General features: G+C 42.6%; 15 protein-coding genes. 4 read left to right on the forward strand and 11 right to left on the reverse strand.

Going from position 1 to position 22,837, the window contains the following annotated elements; translation table 11 throughout:
- Positions 1 to 37: 37 nt before the first annotated feature.
- Positions 38 to 2,953, reverse strand: a complete 2,916-nt coding sequence (locus SNE26_RS09305; protein WP_321559082.1) for a glycosyl hydrolase — start codon at positions 2,951 to 2,953, stop codon at positions 38 to 40.
- Positions 2,954 to 3,117: 164 nt separating this feature from the next.
- On the opposite strand from SNE26_RS09305, the gene SNE26_RS09310 reads away from it, so the two are divergent.
- Entirely contained in the window at positions 3,118 to 3,897 is a 780-nt protein-coding gene (locus SNE26_RS09310) for an NUDIX domain-containing protein (RefSeq protein ID WP_321559083.1), read from the forward strand.
- Here the strand turns inward: SNE26_RS09310 and SNE26_RS09315 are convergent.
- The 6 genes from SNE26_RS09315 to SNE26_RS09340 all read right to left on the reverse strand — a co-directional run bounded on the left by SNE26_RS09315 (position 3,894) and on the right by SNE26_RS09340 (position 11,512).
- Positions 3,894 to 4,160: a hypothetical protein gene (locus SNE26_RS09315; protein WP_321559084.1), complete on the reverse strand. Its 267-nt coding sequence runs from the start codon at positions 4,158 to 4,160 to the stop codon at positions 3,894 to 3,896. The genes SNE26_RS09310 and SNE26_RS09315 overlap by 4 nt on opposite strands.
- A 366-nt stretch (positions 4,161 to 4,526) precedes the next feature.
- Positions 4,527 to 7,583 (reverse strand): efflux RND transporter permease subunit, encoded by a 3,057-nt coding sequence (locus tag SNE26_RS09320; protein ID WP_321559085.1) that lies wholly within the window; start codon positions 7,581 to 7,583, stop codon positions 4,527 to 4,529.
- Positions 7,584 to 7,594: 11 nt separating this feature from the next.
- Positions 7,595 to 8,647 carry an efflux RND transporter periplasmic adaptor subunit gene (locus SNE26_RS09325; protein WP_321559086.1) on the reverse strand — a complete coding sequence of 351 codons (1,053 nt, stop codon included), beginning with the start codon at positions 8,645 to 8,647 and terminating at the stop codon, positions 7,595 to 7,597.
- A 7-nt stretch (positions 8,648 to 8,654) separates the two neighbouring features.
- Positions 8,655 to 9,980 (reverse strand): TolC family protein, encoded by a 1,326-nt coding sequence (locus SNE26_RS09330; RefSeq protein ID WP_321559087.1) that lies wholly within the window; start codon positions 9,978 to 9,980, stop codon positions 8,655 to 8,657.
- Between the two features lie 89 nt (positions 9,981 to 10,069).
- Positions 10,070 to 10,678, reverse strand: a complete 609-nt coding sequence (locus SNE26_RS09335; RefSeq protein ID WP_321559088.1) for a TetR/AcrR family transcriptional regulator — start codon at positions 10,676 to 10,678, stop codon at positions 10,070 to 10,072.
- 72 nt (positions 10,679 to 10,750) lie between these two features.
- Positions 10,751 to 11,512 carry an SDR family NAD(P)-dependent oxidoreductase gene (locus SNE26_RS09340; protein ID WP_321559089.1) on the reverse strand — a complete coding sequence of 254 codons (762 nt, stop codon included), beginning with the start codon at positions 11,510 to 11,512 and terminating at the stop codon, positions 10,751 to 10,753.
- Positions 11,513 to 12,058: 546 nt separating this feature from the next.
- Between SNE26_RS09340 and SNE26_RS09345 the strand changes: the two genes are divergently transcribed.
- Genes SNE26_RS09345 through SNE26_RS09355 form a run of 3 tightly spaced genes read left to right on the forward strand, consistent with a single transcriptional unit; the run spans position 12,059 to position 17,056 of the window.
- Entirely contained in the window at positions 12,059 to 14,191 is a 2,133-nt protein-coding gene (locus SNE26_RS09345; protein ID WP_321559090.1) for an alpha-N-acetylglucosaminidase, read from the forward strand.
- Positions 14,192 to 14,250: 59 nt separating this feature from the next.
- Positions 14,251 to 15,612, forward strand: a complete 1,362-nt coding sequence (locus SNE26_RS09350; RefSeq protein WP_321559091.1) for an alpha-L-fucosidase — start codon at positions 14,251 to 14,253, stop codon at positions 15,610 to 15,612.
- A gap of 31 nt (positions 15,613 to 15,643) precedes the next feature.
- On the forward strand, positions 15,644 to 17,056 hold the full coding sequence (locus SNE26_RS09355; protein WP_321559092.1) for an alpha-L-fucosidase: 1,413 nt from the start codon (positions 15,644 to 15,646) through the stop codon (positions 17,054 to 17,056).
- 11 nt (positions 17,057 to 17,067) lie between these two features.
- On the opposite strand, the gene SNE26_RS09360 is transcribed toward SNE26_RS09355, so the two are convergent.
- The 4 genes from SNE26_RS09360 to SNE26_RS09375 all read right to left on the reverse strand — a co-directional run bounded on the left by SNE26_RS09360 (position 17,068) and on the right by SNE26_RS09375 (position 22,795).
- Positions 17,068 to 18,105, reverse strand: coding sequence for a LacI family DNA-binding transcriptional regulator (locus tag SNE26_RS09360; RefSeq protein ID WP_321559093.1), 1,038 nt, complete (start codon positions 18,103 to 18,105; stop codon positions 17,068 to 17,070).
- Between the two features lie 33 nt (positions 18,106 to 18,138).
- Complete coding sequence (locus SNE26_RS09365) at positions 18,139 to 19,656, reverse strand: right-handed parallel beta-helix repeat-containing protein (protein ID WP_321559094.1); 1,518 nt, start codon at positions 19,654 to 19,656, stop codon at positions 18,139 to 18,141.
- Positions 19,657 to 19,681: 25 nt separating this feature from the next.
- Complete coding sequence (locus SNE26_RS09370; RefSeq protein ID WP_321559095.1) at positions 19,682 to 21,235, reverse strand: hypothetical protein; 1,554 nt, start codon at positions 21,233 to 21,235, stop codon at positions 19,682 to 19,684.
- Between the two features lie 225 nt (positions 21,236 to 21,460).
- Entirely contained in the window at positions 21,461 to 22,795 is a 1,335-nt protein-coding gene (locus SNE26_RS09375; protein ID WP_321559096.1) for an IPT/TIG domain-containing protein, read from the reverse strand.
- Positions 22,796 to 22,837 lie beyond the last annotated feature (42 nt).

Raw genomic sequence — 22,837 nt, forward strand, 5'->3', positions numbered from 1 at the left:
TTTTGGTTTTTTATTTATTTATTTGAATTGATTAATACTAATTGTCAGCGACTTGAATGGCAGCAGGCCCAACTATCCCTGCTGCCATCAGTTTATCTTCCTGGCCTTTAAATTGTTTGTATAGCTTATCGCCATTATGGGCCCGGCCAATAAAATAGTTGAGTTGGCCGGTTGTTAATTTTATTTCCAGGATATTTTTCCCACTCTTTACCATACTTGTGATATCCAGGATATAAGGTGCGTATAGCAAAGTGCCGCCCATCTTCCTGTTTATACTTACCTCTGCGGTGAAATATACTTTGCCAAGATCCAGGTAATATCTCTTGCCCGTTTGCTTTTTTAAATTGAAAGAAGTTGTATATGTTCCATCACTACCCAGGAACTTAAAAGCGGGATTATCTCTCCAATCGAATAACGCGGCATTTTTTACGGATATACTATCTGCTTTTACTTCCCATTTATCTAAACTGATCAGTTTTCGATTAGCTAATAGCGGGGCCTTAGGGGTGGATAATAAATTGGCCGGAACTATTTTCCCTGTAGAAGCATACAATATCCGCGAACTATAAGGCGGCAGCGTGTAGCTTATTTGCTGCCCGGTGTTTCTTACCATACTTCCATCTTCTGCATTTAGCCAATAACTGTTTTTAAATCCTTTATCCAGTTGGATGGTTATTTTTTTCCAGCTGTCACTCTTATTCCAAATGAACTGAATACGGCTGCCATCTTCCATTTCTCTTTGGCTGGAACGTACAAAGCCAAAATCCGACGTATATTTCACTTTTAAATCCAGGCCATTGATCCAGGGGAGCAGGTTATCGGCGTCTTTCAACTGCTTAGCATTTGGATTTGTTATCGATGTTTTGATCAGATCTGCCGTTAACTTATCGTTTACCTGATAATCGAGGAAACCTGGTTGTTTCTTTGGTTGTTCCCCGATCATCAGTAATTTCATACCTCGTCCGGATAACTTACTTAGCATTCGAGCAGTATTTAATTGGATATAGGGTACATCTGACAGAATTACTGCCTGGTACAAGTTGCCTCTTATATCAATTTGCTGATGCGAATTGAGTTTCGCCTGTTGAAGTGAAGCGTCATTTACCCATTCCCAGGAAACCCCGGAGGCCTCCAGTTTGTTGATGATTTTCCAGGTCCGCTCATACCATTTCTTTTGGTCATCCATATTAGTTAATCCCATGGGTTTGGCGGGTAATGGCGGCTCGATTCCCTTTAAATAGCCTGCTGTCAATATTTCTTCGGGATTAACGGCATTATCATCAAAATTTAAAAAGGGGTAATAAATTAACACATCCGCGTGAGGCCTTCCGGCCCTAAGGGCATACTGCGTTCTTGTTATATACTGATTGATTGATGATTGATATTTCCAGAAAGGGTCACTTTCGTTGATATTTGAAGAGAAATTAATACTGGTGATCATATTACTGCTCCATGGATACCAACCTTCTTTCCCGTAACCTTCTGGTTTGTAATGATAACTGGTTCCGTGAAAAATGACCTGGTTAACACCTACAGCCATCAATTTATCTACAACCATACGCAACTTTTGGGGGGTGGTCATAAATGCGCGGTTAATAAAGACTGCGCTCTCGGCAGATGTAACAGGTTTATTGTATAAATGAGCCCCTGAAGTAATTAATTTCATAGAGCCTTCTGAACCCATGCCCTGCATCATGGTTTCCGTTTCGGGTATAGAAGCAAGACCTGCTGAACCAATCATATCCATATTGAAGCCATAAGTTTGGGTACGATGCAATAATCCCCGGCTTTCAGTCCAATGCCTTGTAGCATCCAAAAAGTTTTCACCCAGGAGGTCGCTTAATGTTAAGTCATAATCATAGCGCAAACGCCAATCTTCATCAGAGAAAACGAAATCAACTGGAGCGTCAGGATGAGCTGCCCGGGCATACTGGTTATTGTAGCCTAATTGCATGTTTGCCCCTAACCATTTACTGATATCATATCCCCGTTTTCTTTTAAAATAAGGAAGAAAGTTCCATGTATAATCCCTGTCTGCTTTAAACTCATAGCTATCATCGAATATGGCACGCAAAGGATGGCCGAAATAGGTTTCCAAACCTGTGCGAGCCCCGAACAGATAGTTGTAATTTTTCAGGACTTTCGTCGAGTCCCAGTGGTTCATGACGTATCCGGCATCTTTCTTGGCGATAATGCTCGGCTGCTCCCCATCTGGTATTCCCCAAAAAGCAATCAATTTCCAGCTGCCTTCCGGGCAATCCCAGGTGAGCTTATTATCTTTTACCTGGCTGGTTATATCCATTGCTGTTTGAGGATCCAGGTAAACGCTCCCTTTCTTGTCCGAATTATCTTTAATAATCTTTGCCGCCATAACCACCTGTAATCTTGCTGAAGGCCTGTCTCCCCGTATCGCACGAGGAATAATGACCTCTATGTTTTTCCCTCCGGTTACATTCAATACACCGAATTCAAGGGTAAGGTTATTATCTTCTTCGGTAAGGTGCGGGCCACCAGCAGGCCAGCCACTGCCATCCGTTAAATCAACCGTTAGCCCTCTTTTGTTGGCCTCGTTTAACACAGCTTTGAGGTTATCGTAATATTCGGGACTATCGTATCCCGTTATCCGGTCCTGTTGCTCTTTTCCGCCTTTCGCAGGAAAAACTAACGCAAAGGGCTGTATTTCCACACCGCCAAAATGGTTGTCAGCAAACAAATTAATTTCCCGGGTAAGTTCTTCCTTTGTAACGTCATTACCAGGCCACCACCACCGCGTATATGGGCCAAATTGTGAAGATGGGTTTTTGAATTGAGCTGGATCAAAATTGAATCTTTTCAATTCGTAAGGCTTTACAGTTCCTGCTGGTATTAATTTAAAAGCCAGCAGCCCAAAGCATAAGCAAATAGCCATTGCGATACATGCCTGAAAAAATTTATAGCCAAACTTTCTTTGCATATGTTTATAATCAGAGGGTTAACAATATACAGGATTTCTTTTCGGAACCTAACAATTGGTTTATCACAGCACGCTCAAATGAGTCATTCTGTAAAATTTACACAATGATAAATAAAGTTTTTATTATTCTGTAATTTTTACAGAATAATTTTTTTCCTTTGTATATGAAGCATACCGAAAGCGAAGAAATCAATCCCGTAATAAACGGACATCTTTATTTTCTAAAAAATGTGTCAGTCGATAATGTTATTTTTGGCTATCATGACAAAGAATTAAAAGTTTTGCTCCAACATCCCCAGGGAATTTCAAAATGGCTGTTACCGGGAGGGTATATCAAGCGAACAGAAACCATTGATGAAGCCGCTCGGCGGGTTGCGAGAGAAAGAACCGGCTTAGATAGATTGTACCTCCAACAATTCAGGTCGTTCGGAACGCCACACAGAACTATTGATGTGGATTTCACGCCAGAACTTTTTACAAAATTATCGGGCATCGATGTCCCTGAAGATCACTGGATGTTTGATTATTTTGTTTCTGTATGTTTCTATACCCTTACTGAATTTTCATTAGTTACACCAAACGGGAGCTTTTATATGGAAGAATGTCAGTGGTGGCCCGTCAGCGACTTGCCGCAGATGAGTTTTGATCACGCAGAAATTGTAGATGAAGCTTTAAAGGCCTTGCGCCTGCATATTTATCATTACCCTGTTGGTTATGAGCTTTTGCCAGAGAAGTTTACACGTCCGGAAATCCATGCACTTTATGAAACTATTTTAGGCAAATCACTGGACAGCAGAAATTTCGCAAAAAAGCTGGTTACTACAGGTATTATTAAAGAATTGGGCGAGCAAAAGAGCATTGGGGCTCATCGGTCACCAAAACTTTACAAGTTTGATAAAGAAGCTTATGATAATGCCTTAAAGGAAATGATGGTATTGGTTTAAAAAGCTGAAAGAAAGATACTGAGAAAAAGTTTCCTGTTCAGCAGCAGGGTATCGGCTCTTATCCATAAGCCAAACCAGCCCATGCCCCGCCATTGCCGTGGCGCACCCGCATTGCCAAAAACGGTATGATGCAGGGTATCCCAGCCGGTTGTACCGGTTGCCGACTGTTTTCCGCCTGGCAAATCTCCCGGGTGAAAATACCAAAGCGAATCCATCCAGGAAGGCCTGGTATTTCCGGTCGGGATTGCCTTGCTGATCGCCACGCCGGTGGCGTATAGTTTAATGCAAAAGCTGGCTCCAGCATTATACTTATCATACCGAATTGGCCCCGTAGATATTTGCCATGGCGGCTATGCTGATGTTGTTAATACCATGCTGACCATAAGTTATCAAAGTTTGAAAGCCGCACTCATAAACCCGGTGAAGAGCTTACGGAGTGAATAGGCTGCGTCTGATTTCAGGGGATAAAGGGAACCAGTTGGAACACCTTTCTACAATTTTAGCAATTATTAGAGCTATATTGAAAGGGAATACCAATTTATAAGCGCAACTAATTTGATTTTTTAATATACCAAAAAGTGCTGTTAGTTGTATTTTTTCGTCACGGCAGCTACAGCACTTTTGGTATTTTAATCCTCGTCGCTTTCCAGCTTTGGCGGTATCAACTTATACATTACCGGCGTAACAATTCTTGAAAGTATGGTAGAACTTATTAGTCCGCCGATCAACACAATGGCTAATGGTGCAATAAGCGGATTTGGGTTGAGGGCAATAGGAAGCAGTCCGCAGATGGCCGTTATTGACGTAAGCACGACCGGCAGGAAGCGCGTCTCGCCGGCCATCTCGATTGCTTCATCAATACTATGCCCTTCCGCACGCAGTTGATTGGTAAAGTCGACAAGCAGCAGCGAATTCTTAACCTGTATGCCTGACAAACCGATGAACCCAATGATAGATACCAATGACATCGGATTGCCGGTTAAAAGAAGAAATACCACCCCGCCGAGTATGCCTAACGGTATAATTGATAGTACGATGATGATCCCTTTGAAGGTTTTGAATTGTAAGATTAAAACACCTATGAAAAGAAAGCCGCTCAGTAGTATAACCGAAAGAAAATTTCCGCCCAATGTATCACCTTCCGATTCCGCCTCTCCGGATAGTTTATAATAATATCCCTGCGGCATTTTTAATTTATTCAACTGCGGAACGACTTCCTTCAGCACATCATTGGCTAAAATATTGTCTTTCGTCAGCGAGGTAACTTTTGCAAAACGGGATTTATTAAAATGATTGATCGCTGTGGGCGATGTTTCAAATGAAATGGTTGCAATTTGATTAACCAGTACCGGAGTACCCTGGATGTTATTTACATAGAGGTTCTTAAAAACATCAAGGTTCGAGAATTTCTCCCTGGGAAGCGTGATAACAACGTTCCGCGAATCGCCCCGGTCGTCAATATAGTCCCCAACGGTTAGCCCTGCTACTGCCATCCGGATTACTTTGTCCACATCGCTGGTAAGAACACCTAAAGTGCGCGCCTTTTCTTTGTCAATTTTTATTTTTACATCCGATTTATAGGTGTTCAATTCGTTATAGACGTAAAAAGTACCGGGATTCTTTTTCAGTATCTGTTCCACCTGGAAAGAAAGCACACGCAATTTTTCCTGGTCGTCTCCAAAGACCCTGACCACAATATTGGCTTCTATCGGCGTTCCCTGTTCAAAGTCTTTCACTTCTATTCTTGCATAAGGGAAATCTTTAAACGTCTGCCTTAACTGTTTGATCAGGTCGGTTTTTTCTTTCGGACTGGCTTCTTCATCCAGTTGCACAAAAACCTGGGCAAAGTCCGGCTTGATGTCCTGTTGATGCACGTTGTAATAAACCTGCGGATTGCCTTTACCCACATTTGCCGTATAATAAACGATCTCTTTATGTTTCTTCAACTCACTTTCTACCAATTTGGTTACCCGGTCGCTTTCGGGGATATCTGCCTGTAAGGGCATTTTGATATTAATGAGAAACATCGGTTTTTCAGAAGTAGGGAAAAGTTTAAAGCCGGTTTTGGTAAACAGGAAAAAAGCAAACACACTTAAACCCAATGATATCCCTATGGTCGTCTTCGGCCATTTTAAGGCTAAAGGCATTACGCGCCTGTACGAGTAGGTAAGAAATTTTTGTAAGTTTTTCAGAAAGAAATTACCCTCGCCATGCGTATGTGTCTTCAGCATCCTGCTTCCCAGAAAAGGAACAAGTGTTAAGGCTACAATCATAGAGGCTAAAACACTGGTCATTACAGCCATTGGCAGGCAACGGATAAACTCCCCGGCCAGATCGGGCAAGAATGCAAGCGGTAAAAACGCGATCACCAAAGTAGCTGTACATCCAACTACCGCGACACCGATCTGCCTGGTGCCTTTCAGGATAGCATCCTTTCGTGAATGACCTTCCCTGAGCCAGCGTTCGATGTTCTCTACTACCACTATACTATCATCTACCAATAGCCCCAACGCCACTACAAGCCCGACGATGCTTAGCTGGTTTAAAGAATACCCTAATAAATTCATGGCGATAAGGCCGAGCGCAAGGGAAAGCGGTATAGAGATCATCACGATAAGTGACGCCCTGAACCCCAGCGGCAGCAAGGTGATGATCACCAAAACAATTGCTAATCCAAAGTCAAATCCCAGGTGGCCCAAACGCTTGGATACCATATTGGCCTGATCGAAATTTTTGACCATGCGGATATTGGATGGCAGGTCTTTGGAAAACTCCTGTAATACCGGAAGGAAATCCCCCTGAACTTTGGTAATATTCACATTATCCTTCATTCGCGCATTGACCAGGATACAACGATGCCCATTTAAGCGGGTGATCTGATCAATTGTTCCGTCTTTGTAGCTGACATCTGCCACATCTTTCAGGTAGATGATTTTGCCGTTTGCATTATAAACCACCGTATTGGCGACATCGTCGACCGTCCGGATTTTTCCGCTGGTCTTAACATTAAAGACTTTGCTCTCCAGGTTGATACTTCCGCCGGGTATGTCTGTAGCCTCGCTTTGAAGGCTTCCGATGACGACATTTAGCGGAATTTTGTACTGCGCAAGTTTATCCAGCTGCATGTCGACGCGGATCTCCTGTTCCGGCATGCCCGAATACTTGACATCTTTCAATGCCGTAATTTTTTCCAGCCGTGTTTTAAGTATGTCAGCCTCGTCCCTAAGCAATTTACCCGAAGCGTTATCGGAAACTAAGGCCACCTGGAGTATATTTACATCGGCTGAGGAAATCTTCTCGGTTTTGATCAGATAGATATCCTTCGGAAGCTCACTGCTTTTTAAGGCATTCATTTCTGTGGATATCTCCTGGTACTTGTTATCTACATCTACACCGTATTTAAACTTCGGCTGAATAACCGCAACACCGTCTTCCACCGTAGTCAATATCTTTTCGATGTTTTCCAGTCCATAGATTTTGTTTTCTATAGGCTTTACCACCTGTTCTTCCATATCTTTAGGACTGGTACCGGGATAGATCACAGTAATCAGGTATTGTGGCGGATGTGTGGTAGGGTCTTCCGACCGCGGCATCGTAAACAGGGTGAGTACACCCACCACGGCAACAAGAAGGAATATGATGAGCGTGAACTGGTAGTTCTTAACCGCAAAATTTGTGATCTTCATAACTATGGTACTTACTTGATGATTTTAATAATTGACTCTTCGTTCAGGTAGGCGCTGTTGGAAATCACGATCTGATCCACGCCATCTGGTTTGTTTTTAAGGTAAACCTCCTGGTTATCAAACCTCGCAATGGTCACAGGTACTTTTTTTACTCTATCGGGTCCAATGGTGGTAAATACAAATCCCTTGTTGCCGTCAGCTTCCACCAATGAACCATAGGGAATGGCCATCACATTTTCGCCCTGGCTGGTCGTTATTTCTGCTTTACCGAACATGCCCACGGCAGGTCTTTTGCCATTTAAATTGATCTTTAATTCTACCTGAAAAGAACCAAGCTGGCTATCCGCAGCTTGCGACTTCCGGAATACTACAGCATCAAATTGCTGACCTTCAAAACCGTCCAACGCTACCTTCGCCTTTTGACCAGGCCTGATGACGGCCCATTCACGGTCGGTTACGCCAACTTTCAGTGTATAGCTATTGTGCTGCTGCGTTGAATTGATGAGCAACACCGGCATCCCCGGAGCGATTACTTCACCCTCATTCGCGATTTTTTTGCTTACGAAACCATCGGTGGCCGCGTATATTTTCGAATAGCGCTCGTTAAAAGCGGTTGCCTCCCTGGATTTGGCGGCGACGTCCAGCGCAGTCTTAGTGTTCTGTAATTGTTCCAGCGTAAAAACACTGTCTTTATAAAGGTTAACGGCGCGGGCATAATCTCGTTGGGCCTTCTCCACGCCCAGGCTCGATTGGGCCAGGCCGGCTGATATTTCCGTCGAATTTAGCGTAGCCAGCAACTGGCCCTTTTTGAAAAATTGGCCTTCTTCTACAAAAATGCGACTGATCACGCCGCCTATTTTAAAGGCGTATTTGGCCTCATCTTCAGTATTTACCAAGCCGGTAGCGCTGATCTGGCCGGGTATTTCCAAAGCAGCTATCGTGGCTACTTTCACAGGGATAATATCGGGTTCACCCATTGGATTTTTAGCTTTTTGCTCATGTTGGCACGACGCGATCAGGAGTGCGCCTGCGATTATGCCAGAGAATAAATAGATCTTTTTCATGATTTTGTTATTGAATAGTGAAACTTGCATTGGCCCGTTCGATTGCGGTATGAGCAATCCAGGTGTCAAAAAGGGCGATATTTGCGTGAAGTTGGGCGTCGATCCATTGGTTCTGGGCATCCAGCAATTCAATGTAAATAGCCATCCCTTGCTTGTATAATTTCAACATGTCGCTATAGTAGGTTTTGCTTGTAGATAATTGTGATTCTGCCGCATTATATTCTGCCAGCGCGCTTTGCATACCTGCCTGCTTAACCTTCAATTCGGTAAGCAGCTGTTGCTGTACATAGTCAGTTTGCGCTGCGAGGGCCTGCTGGTCAGAAAGCGTCTGCTTGATCCGGTAATTGTGCTTGCCAAAGGAAAACAGGTTCCATTCAAGCGAAATGCCCAGCAAATAATAACGGCTCTGCGTGTTGAAACGCCAATCAAAGGCCTGTGACCCCAGGTCCAGAGAAGTGCCTATTTTAGGTATGAGATAGGACTTGGCAAGACCGGTCAGGCTGCCATTGATGTCTTTTGCGATCCTAAGCTTAGACAGTTCCTCCCTGTTGCCGGTATTATTATCTTGCAGTTGTTCCTGTGCAGGTAGCGTAGAAATCTCGTCGGTTTGTATGCTGTCTGTCAGCGGGCGGTTCAGCAGGAAATTGAAATAATAGCGGGCAGACTCGGCGTTTTTGCTTGCCGTTATCAATGAAGCATTGATCTTCGATACTTCATTTTGGCTTCTAAGTACCACAGTGCGGTTTACCTTACTGTTCTCAAAAAGTTTCGTGTTGATACGCTGCCCTTCTTCCACCAACCGGAGCGACGATTCATAGATCTTAGTGGCATTCATAGCTTTTAAATAATTATAATATGCCGTCTTGATCTCTTTAACCAATTCCCGCTTATAAAGCAGCACTTCGGTTTTTTGCAGGTCTACTTGCTGTTGCTTGATCCGTTTGTTGTAGATCAGCTCCGCATTTAAAATAGGAAGCGTTGTGCGGAATTTCGCGTCATAAAAGTTGTCCGGGTTGATCAGGATATGCTGGTTCTGCAATTGGGGGAATGAATTTGTCCCGGTCAATTGATTGAGCGTAGCATAGGCTCCGTTTAACAGATCGCCTGCCGGAAAATCGATTGTACGTCCGCCTTGAGCTTTGGTATAGGTCGTTGAAAAAGTGATGTCTGGCAGGAACATACTTTTGGCTTCCTGTAACGCGTACACATTTTTTTCAAGCAGGAAATGCTGCTGTGTAATGCTCTGATTGGATGAAAGTCCTTGCCGGATATATTCATCCAGTCTATTCTGAGCTTTTCCCGTATGACCGGCAAGAATCGCTATTGCAGCCATTGCACAACGGGAAATTGTTTTGGTTTTAAAATCAAATTTAATCACTGTAATTAATTTAAACACTGTTTAACAATAAGCCAAAAAAATAGCTAACTCTTTTCGAGTAAAGCAACGAAGCATTCGTAGCCATTTTCCATCAGCTCTTCATTCGTTTTGCCCACAAAACTTGCCGTGCGGTCTTTGCAAAAGAGGGCACATATGCCGTGAACCGCCGAAAGGATCATAAACGTGAAGTATTCGGTATTCATGTCCTTAAACTTCCCCTGGCGCTGGCATTCTTTAATAACCGACGACAGTTGATTGATTGCTTCCTGTGCTATTTTGAAGCCACCATCTTCAGACATTTTTACCGGTTCATCAACAATAAACATCAGGTTATAATAGTCCTTATTTTCCTGTGCAAATTGAATAAAGATGCGGCCCATCGCTTTCAAACGCTCAAATGGGTCGGCTACTTTTTCAAGAACCTTAAACTGACTAAGCAGAAGCCTAAATCCTTCTTTATGCAGTTCATGAAAAATCTCACTTTTATCTTTAAAATAGAAATAGAGCGAGCCTGGGCTATAATCTATTTCATTCGCGATATTACGCATGCTCGTTTGTTCATAGCCTTTTTCAAGGAATATCTTGCGCGCACCATTCAAAATGCGCTGATGCATTTCCTGTTTCTCTTTCAATTTTCTTTCTGCTATGCCCATTATAAGATGATATAAGTTACAAATATAAGATGGTTAACCATGTGGCGAAATTTCGTATAAGAATTCTGGGGCTTAGCTGTGCATTCCCGGGCTAATCTTCCCCATGATGTTAACAGCCGATTTTCGGTTCAAAAGGCGGAACCCAAAAAGCATGAACCTGTTTTTCCAGCCTTGCACAACTCGCGGCTTCTGCCTTTTTTCCAAAGCTTTCACCAGTTCGCTGGCCACGTCTTCAACCGATGAAACTACAAATTTGGGAAAGTCACTTGTTTGCCCGCCGGCGTGTGCATGAAAGTCGGAGTTGGCGGCACCCGGATTAAAACCCAGTACAAAAACATCCTTTCGTTTAAACTCATACCACAATGATTCTGAAAAGTTGGCAACAAAACTTTTAGCGGCTGCATAAACCGATGCTCCCGGCAGAGACGAGTGGGCAAGCAATGAACCAATATTTACCAGGCTGTCACCTGCCGAAGCGTTTTGCAGGAAGCCATAAGACAATGTGACCAAAGCATCCATATTGAGATGCATGGTTGCCAATTGATCAGCTAATGGCATTTCAATGAATTTTCCATAAAGTCCGGCACCTGCATTATTGATCAGGACGTCGTATTTTTCCGTCTTCAAATCGTTTACCACTTTTTGCAGGTCTTCTTCGCTTGTCAGATCTGCTGCAAAAACGGTGTGGCCGGTACCGGACAAACTTTTTGCAGCCTTATTCAATTTGTCCTCATTCCGGGCTACCAGTGTCAAGTGGTAACCAAGCGCGGCCAGCTGTTTAGCCGTTTCCAGCCCGATGCCGCCGCTTGCCCCGGTTATTAATACTTTTTTCATGATTTTGTTCATTAATTTAAACACCACAAAAATATTGAACACTGTTCAATTATAGAAAATTTATTTGACGTTTATTTTTTATCTGACATCAAAATGATAATAAGGCATTAAAGGATACTACATACTTGGCTGAATCGGGTAAAATATTGCAGGTGCGATCAGCGATTTAGTTGATAATTAAGTGCTTAAATGAGATCGAGGCGCTTTCTTTATCTATATATCTTTCTCTTCGCAGTTTTGATTGATATTTTAAGGGTTTTCATTTTCGGACTCATCAATTTACTCACCACTTTTATTTTTTTATCAGCCGCAAATGCTGTGTCTAATTTATTAAAATCAATCCTGAATATCAAATTGATATGGTTAGAGTTGCGACGCTAACAAAATGCTAATCGAAAAAAATATTAAAAAGTTACACAAACGTTTGTCTTGGTTATAACAAACGTTTGCGTAATTTTTTTAGCACAAAGCCATAAGGTTACACATTATTTTTTTGTTGAAGTTTAGGTAGTTTCGGGCATATTAATGGAAAAACCAATACATTTTATGCGAAAACTAACATGTCTGCTCCTTTTATTATTGCCTATGCAGCTTTTAGCCCAACAATTTGATCCTGTGAAAGCTCTGGTTAAAAGGCGTGCTCCATGGTTAAGCAACCATATTGTTTTTGAGCCTTTAAAAAACACCAGGTCAGAAATAGTTGAACTTCAAACCATCAAAAACAAACTGGTTATCCATGCTTCCGGAGCCAATGCCGCGGCTGTTGGCGTAAACTGGTATTTTAAATATTATTGCCATCGTTCTATGTCGCACATGGGTGATAACATGTCGCCTGTGTTTCCTATCCCTAATGTTAACAAAAAAGTAACCGTACAGGCCGAAGCTAACTATCGTTATGCGTTAAATTACTGTACCTATAATTATACCATGAGCTTTTATAGTTGGCCTGATTGGGAGCGGGAGATTGACTGGATGGCGTTAAATGGGGTGAACACCATGCTTACTGTTGAAGGTATGGAAGCGGTATGGCAAAGCACATTGAGGAAAATAGGATACACTGAAAGTGAAATTAACAGTTTCATTGTCGGGCCTGCTTATACAGCATGGTGGCTGATGGGAAATATTGAAGGCTGGGGAGGCCCCATGCCTCAAAGCCAGATAGACAACAGGAAGCTGATCCAACAGAAAATGATGAAGCGGATGCGGGAGTTGGGTATACAACCCGTATTGCAAGGTTTTTACGGCATGGTGCCCAGTTCATTAAAAAACAAAAGTAAAGCGCATATCATTGATCAGGGTAATTGGGGGGCCTTTAAAAGACCTGATATACTTGACCCTACTGATCCTGAATTTAGCCGCATCGCGGGCATCTATTATAGTGAAATTCAAAAATCATACGGCAAAGAGATCCATTTTTTCGCCGGCGACCCTTTTCATGAAGGCGGTAAAACCGAAGGCGTGGATTTGAAAAAAGCGGGTACTGCCATACAGGCCTCTATGCAAAAGTACTACCCTGGTTCAACATGGGTATTGCAGGGCTGGCAGGATAATCCCAAACAGGCCATGCTTGATGGCCTCGATAAATCAAAGGTATTGGTACAGGAGCTTTTTGGCGAGTTCACCAACAACTGGGAAAAACGTAAGGCTTACGATAATACGCCGTTTATATGGTGCAGCGTTAACAATTTTGGCGAGCGTCCGGGCGTTTATGGCAAACTACAGCGCTTTGCTGATGAAATATACCGGGCCCGCAAAAGCAATTACAGCAATTATCTTAAAGGTGTGGGAATAATGCCCGAAGGCATTAATAACAACCCTCCTGATTATGATTTAATGCTTGAGTTAGGCTGGCATAGCGAAAAGGTAGATACCCGCAGTTGGATCAACGGATATGCCAAATACCGCTACGGTGTAAGCAACGAGCATGCCGATGCTGCCTGGCAGGGATTTTTACAAACCATTTACCAAAGCCTTCCCGGTTACCAGGAAGGGGCAGGTGAATCTATTTTTTGTGCGCGCCCGGCACTCAAAGTTAAATCAATATCAAGTTGGGGCACGCTTACCCGTAATTATGATACTGTAAAGTTCGAAAATGCCGTAAGAGAATTTGTTAAAGCCTCCCCTGCCCTTATTAATTCGGCTACTTATAAAATAGACCTTATCAATATGGTGCGGCAGTTGCTGGCCAATAAAGGCACGCTTACCTTTAATGAGATGGTAAGTGCCTATAACGACAAGAACCTGCAGACATTTAACACATCCAGCGCAAAATTCCTGCATATGATCAGGCTAACAGATGATCTCTTAAATACCGATCAATATTTCAGGCTCAATACCTATCTCAAACAAGCTGTAGATAATGGCAATACAGCGGAGGAAAAAGCAAACAATTTAAAAAACGAGTTAATGCAGATCACCTATTGGGGCGAAAATGTCCGTACTGAAGATAACCTGCATGAGTATGCCTACAAAGAATGGGCTGACCTTATGGATGGCTATTATCTGCCCCGTTGGGAAATTTATTTTGACTATCTGCGCGGTAGCCTGCAGGGCAAAAATCTTCAGGAACCCGATTACTTTTCATGGGAGCGTAAATGGGTGAACGATAATCAAAAGCTACAACCTGAAAAACCTCAAAGGCCCCTGCAGGAAGTGGTTGATGAAATTTTATCGATATAAAAACAGTTTACCCGCAAAACATCCTTTTTATTTAAAAATAACGGCCCTATATCTATCCGATGAAAAAAAACGCTTTAGCTATTTTATTGATCCTTATTACATTTTCTCCATTATATGCCCAAAAGAAAATAGGAACAGAAACACCCGAACAAAAAGCCAAACGTATGGCCTGGTGGACAAACGACCGTTTTGGTATGTTTATTCATTGGGGTCTTTATTCGCAAGCCGCAAGACATGAGTGGGTAAAAAGGTGGGAGCGCATGACAGATGAGCAATACCAGCCTTACTTTGACGAGTTTAATCCTGATTTATTTAACCCTAAAGAGTGGGCAAGGAAAGCTAAGGCGGCCGGAATGAAATATGCTGTGCTTACCACCAAACATCACGAGGGGTTTTGTCTGTTTGATTCAAAATATACTGACTATAAGGCTACCAAAACCGCTGCTAAAAGAGACCTTGTAAGGGAGTTTGCTGATGCATTTAGAGCAGAGGGTATAAAAATAGGTTTTTATTATTCACTGTTGGATTGGCACCACCCTGACTTTACCGTTGATGTTTTACACCCCCTGCAACCGGCAAGTGAAAAAGATGAAGATTATGATAAGCTGAACAAAGGCCGCGATATGGCCAGGTACCGCACCTATATGCACAACCAAATTAAAGAGCTGCTTACTAATTATGGCAAAATTGATATGCTCTGGCTTGATTTTTCGTACCCTGATAATGGCAAGCACGGCAAAGGGGCTACAGATTGGGGATCTGTTGAACTGATTAAAGAAATAAGAAAATTACAACCCAATATTATAATTGATAACCGCCTTGATTTAAATGAATACCAGGACGGTTGGGATTACCTTACCCCCGAACAGGTAAACTTATCTGAGTGGGTCAAGAAAAACGATTACAAAACTTATTGGGAAACCTGCCAAACATTCTCTGGTTCCTGGGGCTATTTCCGCGATGAGAACAGCTGGAAAAGCACCAAACAATTAATTACAATGCTCATAGAGGCCGTAAGCAAGCGAGGTAACCTGTTGCTGAATGTTGGCCCCACAGCTCGTGGTTTATTTGATAAACGTGCCAATGAAAGGCTGGATGGTATAGCCGCCTGGATGAAATATAACAGCCGCTCCATTTATGGATGTACAGAAGCGCCGGAAACCTTTGTAGCCCCGGAGCACACCATGCTTACCTATAATGCAACTACCAAACGACTGTATGTTCATTTGTTGGAGTATCCGGGCAAAACAATCACTTTACCCGGTTATAAGGATAAGGTAAAATACATTCAGTTTTTGCACGATGCATCAGAGATACAGGCAAACAGCAAAGCAACAGAGCAGGGAAATGACCTGGTGTTAAACCTTCCTGAAGCTAAACCCGATAGCGAAATCCCTGTAATTGAGCTGATACTGAACTAAATCTATTCATCATCAATAGTTTATATTAATCATGATTCAGAAACTTCTGTTTGGCCTTTACCTTTTGGTATGCAGCCAGGTAGCACTCGCGCAAAACGAGCACGAAATGTCAAATACCTACCAGGTACCTAAAGATTCGCTGGTACGGCAAAAACTTGCCCAATGGCAAGACCAAAAGTTTGGCTTGTTTATGCACTGGGGCACTTACAGCCAGTGGGGAGTAGCAGAAAGCTGGACTATTTGCCCTGATGACTGGGTTACACGGACCGGGCCTTATAGTGATAATTATTTCACCTACAAAAAGGCATACGAAAATCTCCAAACCACCTTCAACCCTGTTAACTTTAATCCCGAAAAATGGGTTAAAGCAGCCAAAGCCGCGGGTATGAATTATGTGGTATTTACAACCAAACACCATGATGGCTTTAGCATGTTTGATACCAAACAAACTGATTATAAAGTTACAGACCCTAAAACGCCTTTTTCAAAAAATCCGCGAAGCAATGTAACCAAAGAAATATTTAACGCCTTTCGTAAAGATAACTTTATGATTGGGGCATATTTTTCCAAGCCCGACTGGCATAATCAAAACTATTGGTGGCCTTACTATCCCCCAAAAGACCACAACGTTAACTACGATCCGCAACGCTACCCCGAGCGCTGGCAAAAGTTTAAAGACTTCACCTATAACCAGATCGAGGAATTAATGAGTGGTTACGGCAAAATAGATATTTTATGGCTCGATGGCGGTTGGGTAAGGCCATCTCATGAAAAGGGTAATTATAACCAGGACCTTGATATGGCTAAAATTGCGAAAATGAGCCGCAGTTATCAACCCGGTCTAATCATGGTAGACCGCACAGTTGCCGGTGAATTTGAAAATTATACAACGCCTGAACAGGAGGTACCGGATAAGCCACTATCCTACCCCTGGGAAACCTGTATGACCATTGGTAAATACTGGAGCTATGTACCTGATGATGAATTTAAACCCAGCCGGCAGCTGGTGCAAACGCTCATAAAAATAGTATCACGGGGAGGTAACCTGCTGCTTAATATTGCCCCGGGACCTGATGGTGACTGGAGCCCTGTTGCCTATCAACGACTACAGGATATTGCCGACTGGATAAAAATTAATGGCAAGGGCATTTATGGCTCGGAACCGGTGGCCCCTTACTCGGCGGGTAATATTTATTTTACTAAATCGAAAACTGAAAAAAAGTTATACGCTTTTTGGCTGTCTGAAAAGGATCTTGTAAACCTTCCGGCCAATGTAACCTTCCCGGTAAATAGTATCAAACAAATTAAAAAGATAAGTTTGCTGGGCAGCGTCCAAAAACTAAAGTGGAATTACGAAAACGGACTGTTAAACATTCAAATCCCCGGGGCTTTACAAAAAAGCACCACTTTAAAGTATAGTGGTGCTTTTGTATTGGAATACTAATGGGATTACGTCTAAGCCATAAAATTCACCTTGTGGGATACCATACTGGAATCAAATACCGCCCGATGGAAAATAGGAGCAGTTGATGGTGTTTCTTCAATGAGATGGTCAATTAGTTTGAAAAGTATTTCAGCTGCTTTCACTCCCTGCTCTTTAGGGAACTGTTCAATGGAGGCAAGCGGTGAATTATCCATAAAGCTCCAGATAGGTGAATTTGCAAAACTGATAAAGCTTATGTCGCGATTAACAACCAGGTTGCTATTTTTAACTACTGCCATTGCATCTCGTGCCACATAATCGTTAAAAGTAACAATGGCAGTAGGCCTTTGCTCTAAAGATAGTAGTCTTCTCATGGCATAGTGATTTTGTGCCGATGACAGGTCCGATGAAACAACAAGCTCGGTATTGATATCTATTTTATGCTTATCGAGCCCTTGTTTATAACCATCCAGGCGATCCTTACTTGCAAGCAGTTGCGGGGGACCATTAATTAGCCCTATGCTGCGATGGCCTTTATCTATTAAACAATCAATGGCCTGTAACATCCCCGATTGCAAATTGCAGGCAGAGTAATGAATATCTTCCATACCAGGAATACGGTCAAAAAACACAACAGGAATATTATATTTTTTCAATTGTTCAAACACTCCATAATCCGTGGTGTTTTTGCTTATGGATATGATAATGCCATCTAACCGATGGTTTTTCATGGTTTCCAGGATACGTTTTTCCTTATCGGGGTTTTCTAATGATTGCCCAATAAAAACGTTATAATTCTTTTTGCTGGCGTAATCTTCTATCCCGCTAAGGGCCGAAGAAAAAAAAGCGTCAGAAAAATCCGGAACAATTACACCAATAGTTAATGTTTTTCGCTGCTTAAAAAATATAGCTGTTTGATTTCGCTCATAATTTAATTCGCTTGCTACCTTATTAACCCGCATGGTGGTTACAAGGCCAATGCTGGGATGGCCATGAAGAGCACGCGACACTGTTGAAGGACTTACTTTCAAGCGTTTAGCTATCTCTTTAATTGTGGGAATCTTTTCCATTTTGTAATCAAGATTAAAAACAACGGGTATTGATTATTGATATGCCCCTTTACTTATCTGCTTATTTACAATACGGGTGTTACCATCAAAATCAACCGTACCGTTAACTTCATCAGATATCACCTGCCCGCTATTTTTTGCTGCTGAGGATGACTGCAGGTGAAAATCGAGGCCGGATGTATTTATAAATAAAGGATCTGTGCCATATGTTGAACTGGCATCCCCGCCGCAGGCTGTCTTCCATAAGTTATAGTCGGTATAGGCAACGCCGTTCCATGTCCACTGCGCTTGGCCGGTTGTGTAATACAGGTTATAATCGATGATATTGCCCGATCCCCGGTTGGTATACTTATGAATAAACATATCTGATGCCCCGCCGTAAATGATGTTATTTTTTATAACATTATTAGTGCAATCTTCCCTGATGCTGATTTCCCCTTCTATTTCGCCAAAAGCGCCCAGGGCTTGGTTATTGTTGTACAAGGTATTATTCACAATGGCCGAACTGTTTGTGCCGCCTCCTGTATAGTTTAAATATCCCCCCATATAAATTCCGGAACACCAACAATTATATACCAGGTTATTCCTTATGGTAATATGATCGGTAGGGAATCCATTGGTTTCGCTTACCGCACCAATCCCCCTGTCTGTTACAGACACCCTGTTTTTTTCTACTATCACATTTCTGCCGCCATCTACATAAATACCTATAGCGCCGTGCCCACCAAGCGGCCCCCTTTTGCTTTCAATGTTATAGAGGGTATTACCACTGATAATTCCGTTACGGGCATAGTTAAGCGTGGGATCGCTGTTGGCCGCATAGCCACCGGCAGCGTCGATACCGATATTTTGGGCATTATAAATGGTATTGTTGGTAACGGTAAAACCATCGACATAGCCGTTGATGGTTAGATTTTCGCCATAACCGGTTTTACAGTCATGTATGGTATTCCCGGTAACCGTAATATTAGTTACGGGGTCGGCAGTATTCCCTATGATCAGAATGGCATTCCCACCTCCATTGAGCGGAAGTTGAGTATAATCAATGCCGTATATAGTGTTGTTTTTTACGGTGATATAATCAGATCCGCCTTCAACCATAATGGCTTTGGGATCGCCGGTAGAGGTTTTAAGATTACGTATTTCAAAGCCATCTACCACTATAAACTTTGCCTTATCAATGGTTATCAGGGCTTCCCTCCCATTAACGCTAAAAGCACTCCCGTCAATTACAGGGGTTTCACCATGGTATGCTTTTAAGGTAATATATTTATCCATTACCCCCGATCTGGGAAATACAACTTTTTCGCTATATACGCCACCCCTTACAATAACGGTATCGCCGGGAATGGTGTGGGAGAGTGCATTATTAATAGTTTGAAAAGGCGCATCTATTGTTCCTTTATTTGACTCTAACCCGTTGGCGGCTACATAATAAATATGAGTATTGCCGGTAGTTGTAACATTACCACCCGCATCGCTTTTTTTGCTGCAACCAAATGCCTGTACAGCAAAACCAAGCATTAAAAAAACATTGACATTACATTTCATAAGCTTACTTTTTTAATTAAACATCTTACTGCTGTGCGCCTTTACTTATCTTGTTATTTACAATGCGTGTATTTCCGTCAATATCTTTGGTTCCATTTATATCGGCAGAGATTACATTTCCGGTGTTTTTTGCAGGAGAGCCCGATTGTATATGAAGGTCAGGCGAAGAGGTATTCAGCAAAAGTGGGTCCTGCCCGTTTGTTGAACCGGCATCATTACCACAGGCTGCTTTCCAGGCGCTCAACCCGGTATATGGTGCGCCGTTGGTACTGTTCCAGATCCATTGCGGCGTACCTGTAGTGTAGTATAAATTATTGTCGATAATGTTATTGCTGCCTGTTGTGGTATACTTATGAATAAACACATCAACCGGCCTTGCATAAACTATGTTATTTTTGATCACGTTATCGTCGCAATGCCCCGTAAGTCTTATCTCCCCTTCAATTTCGCCAAACGCACCCGGTACACGGTCGTTCTGATATAAGGTATTGTTTACGATGTAACAGTTTTTGGTTCCGCCCGAGGTGTAATTCAAATAATCGCCCATATATATACCTGTGCGATAACAGTTATACACAAAGTTGTTTCGCACAATAGTAGTTCTGGTTGCATACACATTGCTTTCGCTTACCAATCCTATCCCCCTGTCACTATTGTACACCTTGTTTCGTTCAATAATGGTATTAGCACCGCCGCAAACGTAAATGGAGATAGCGCCATACCTGTCGGAGCCCCAGGTTTCCGGGGTTCTGGTCATGGTATTATGGTGAAAAATATTATCACTTATCACACCATTGCGGGCATAGTTGGTAACCACATCTCCTTTGGGGTTTAAACCATCACCACCGGCAACAATTATCCCGATGTTTTCTGTATCATATACTTTATTATGGCTAAAAACAAAACCGTCAATATTACCGGCCAGCGTTACATTTTCACTTGTACCTGTTTGCGTATCATGCACAGTACAACCCGTAACAACCAGGTTAGTAATGGCTGTTGTTCCGTTGCCTATTGCCAGGATGGCGTGCCCGCTTCGCCAATCGTTCAGGGATGCATTGTTTTTTATGTTATAAATATTGCAGTTCTTAATAGTGATATCGTGCGAATTACCATTGATAGCGATCCCTTCAGGATCGGTATTAAAAGTTGAGCTCGTAAGGTTGCAAATATCAAAGCCATCCAATGTTATATACCTTACATTGCTCAGCGTAACCAACGGCACCCAGCCCGAAACAATTATTTTGCTCCCGTCTATCACCGGCTTTTCGCCGGGATATGCCTTTAAAGTAATTAACTTGTTCATAATGCCCGATTGGGGGAATGTCACTTTATCATAATAAGTACCTCCTCTTACCATTACGGTATCGCCGGGTATAGCATGGCTCAGGGCTGTGTTGATTGTCAGGAAAGGTGCATTAATTTTACCCGAATTAGCATCGGAGCCATTAACCGATACATAGTAGATATGTGTATTACCGGCTGAGGGGATTGCATCATTACCCACCGTTTTTTTGCTGCAAGCCATAGCCTGAATGGCAAAAAGATGTATTAATAAGATATTTATATAATGTTTCATTAAATCTATTCTAAAAATTAACATACCCGCTGTTTGCCGTTCATTAAGTTTATCGGCAATTAAAACCGCGCAGTACCTGCCCGTAGCAGAAACATGTTTTCTGCTACGGAGTACTCTTAAATAAACCAAACAATTATTAACTACTACTCAAATTCCTCCCGGCAATAAAGGGACATTGCCAGGGTTAAAACCAAACTGTGATAGTATTTTCAATGCGGCCCCTCATTATTCCGACACTATTTTTCTTATCCGGTTGTTGTTTTTATCCAGAACATACACAGTTCCGTTCTTATCAACAGCAACACCCGTTGGCGCGCTGAAAAGTGCTGATCCTCCTATGGCATCAGCGTATCCTGCTGTACCGCTGCCTGCAAAGGTGCTTACATCAAAAGTATTGGCCTGTATAAAGCGAATGCTTTGGTCGGGGTTATAGCTCCCACCGTCCCAGGTTCCGTTGCCTGCTACATAAATATTACTGCTGTTATCAACCGCGATACCCCATGGATACGCAAATTTTGCAGTTGTAGCCGCTCCGTTTAAATAACCGGAAACCCCAAGCTGCCCTGCTATGATACTACCCTTCCAGTCGCCTGCATTGAATTTCCTGATAACCTGGTCGCCGTTAACCGATACGTATAAGTTGCCGGCTTTGTCAAATTTGATCCCTGCGGGATAGTTAAGTCCGGATATAACCTCCTTAGTAGTCCACTGAGCGGATACCTGGTAGATGTTTCCGGGGCTGGAGCAACTGGAGTAATAAACAAAACCTGTTGTTCTGTCGACAGCAACGCTCCATGGCGATTGGTTTCCCCAAGCCCAGGTGGTTGCAGTACCATCGGGGCTTATTTTACGGATATCATAATTTCCCGGATCAACGGAATATACATTTCCCTGGGCATCAACGGCAACATCATAAGGTATGGAGAAATTTGCCGCGCTTCCTTTACCATCCGCGTAACCCGAAACCTGGGGATTACCGGCGAGTGTAGATACATTACCGGCCGTATCAATTTTCCTGATACAATGATTTCCCGGATCGGCAACATAAACATTCAGGTTGTCATCAACAGTTACTCCACAGCTTCTGTACCAATTCTCGCCGCTAAAATCAAACATGGCATCTGTACCCTGTCCGTTTGCAAAACCGGCCTTGCCCGACCCGGCCAATGTCGTCACCGTACGTGTATACTGATAATTAAAAATATCTGTACTGGTGGCGGTTCCGTTTCCTATAGCCACCATAATGTGTCCCGAACCTGCTTTTTTAGGCACCACTACCATCATTTGTTTGGTATTGGCACCGATGATCTTCAGTTTAAACCCATTCAGGGTAACTGAAATTTGCGAGGTATCTGTTGAAAAGTTAGTACCGGAAATAAGCACTTCGGTACCGCCGCCACCCTGTGCGGGAATAAACGTACTGATGCTGACAGGTGATGCAGGATCATGTGCAGGAACTTTTTCTTTTTTACAGCTCATAAAAGCTACCATTATAAAAAGCGCCCCGGCAAGCAGGTATTGATTGATACCTTTTGCCAATATATTTATGAATGTTTTCATTTGAATAATTACGATTTAATTATTTATTTCCAGACCTTCTAC

This window comes from Mucilaginibacter sp. cycad4 (assembly GCF_034263275.1).
Lineage (GTDB): Bacteria > Bacteroidota > Bacteroidia > Sphingobacteriales > Sphingobacteriaceae > Mucilaginibacter.

What these genes read in the sequence shown, in the direction of transcription:
- SNE26_RS09305 (WP_321559082.1), bottom strand. Translation starts at nt 2,953, where the DNA reads ATGCAAAGAAAGTTTGGCTATAAATTTTTTCAGGCATGTATCGCAATG.
- SNE26_RS09310 (WP_321559083.1), top strand. Translation starts at nt 3,118, where the DNA reads ATGAAGCATACCGAAAGCGAAGAAATCAATCCCGTAATAAACGGACAT.
- SNE26_RS09320 (WP_321559085.1), bottom strand. Translation starts at nt 7,583, where the DNA reads ATGAAGATCACAAATTTTGCGGTTAAGAACTACCAGTTCACGCTCATC.
- SNE26_RS09325 (WP_321559086.1), bottom strand. Translation starts at nt 8,647, where the DNA reads ATGAAAAAGATCTATTTATTCTCTGGCATAATCGCAGGCGCACTCCTG.
- SNE26_RS09330 (WP_321559087.1), bottom strand. Translation starts at nt 9,980, where the DNA reads ATGGCTGCAATAGCGATTCTTGCCGGTCATACGGGAAAAGCTCAGAAT.
- SNE26_RS09335 (WP_321559088.1), bottom strand. Translation starts at nt 10,678, where the DNA reads ATGGGCATAGCAGAAAGAAAATTGAAAGAGAAACAGGAAATGCATCAG.
- SNE26_RS09340 (WP_321559089.1), bottom strand. Translation starts at nt 11,512, where the DNA reads ATGAAAAAAGTATTAATAACCGGGGCAAGCGGCGGCATCGGGCTGGAA.
- SNE26_RS09345 (WP_321559090.1), top strand. Translation starts at nt 12,059, where the DNA reads ATGCGAAAACTAACATGTCTGCTCCTTTTATTATTGCCTATGCAGCTT.
- SNE26_RS09350 (WP_321559091.1), top strand. Translation starts at nt 14,251, where the DNA reads ATGAAAAAAAACGCTTTAGCTATTTTATTGATCCTTATTACATTTTCT.
- SNE26_RS09355 (WP_321559092.1), top strand. Translation starts at nt 15,644, where the DNA reads ATGATTCAGAAACTTCTGTTTGGCCTTTACCTTTTGGTATGCAGCCAG.
- SNE26_RS09360 (WP_321559093.1), bottom strand. Translation starts at nt 18,105, where the DNA reads ATGGAAAAGATTCCCACAATTAAAGAGATAGCTAAACGCTTGAAAGTA.
- SNE26_RS09365 (WP_321559094.1), bottom strand. Translation starts at nt 19,656, where the DNA reads ATGAAATGTAATGTCAATGTTTTTTTAATGCTTGGTTTTGCTGTACAG.
- SNE26_RS09370 (WP_321559095.1), bottom strand. Translation starts at nt 21,235, where the DNA reads ATGAAACATTATATAAATATCTTATTAATACATCTTTTTGCCATTCAG.
- SNE26_RS09375 (WP_321559096.1), bottom strand. Translation starts at nt 22,795, where the DNA reads ATGAAAACATTCATAAATATATTGGCAAAAGGTATCAATCAATACCTG.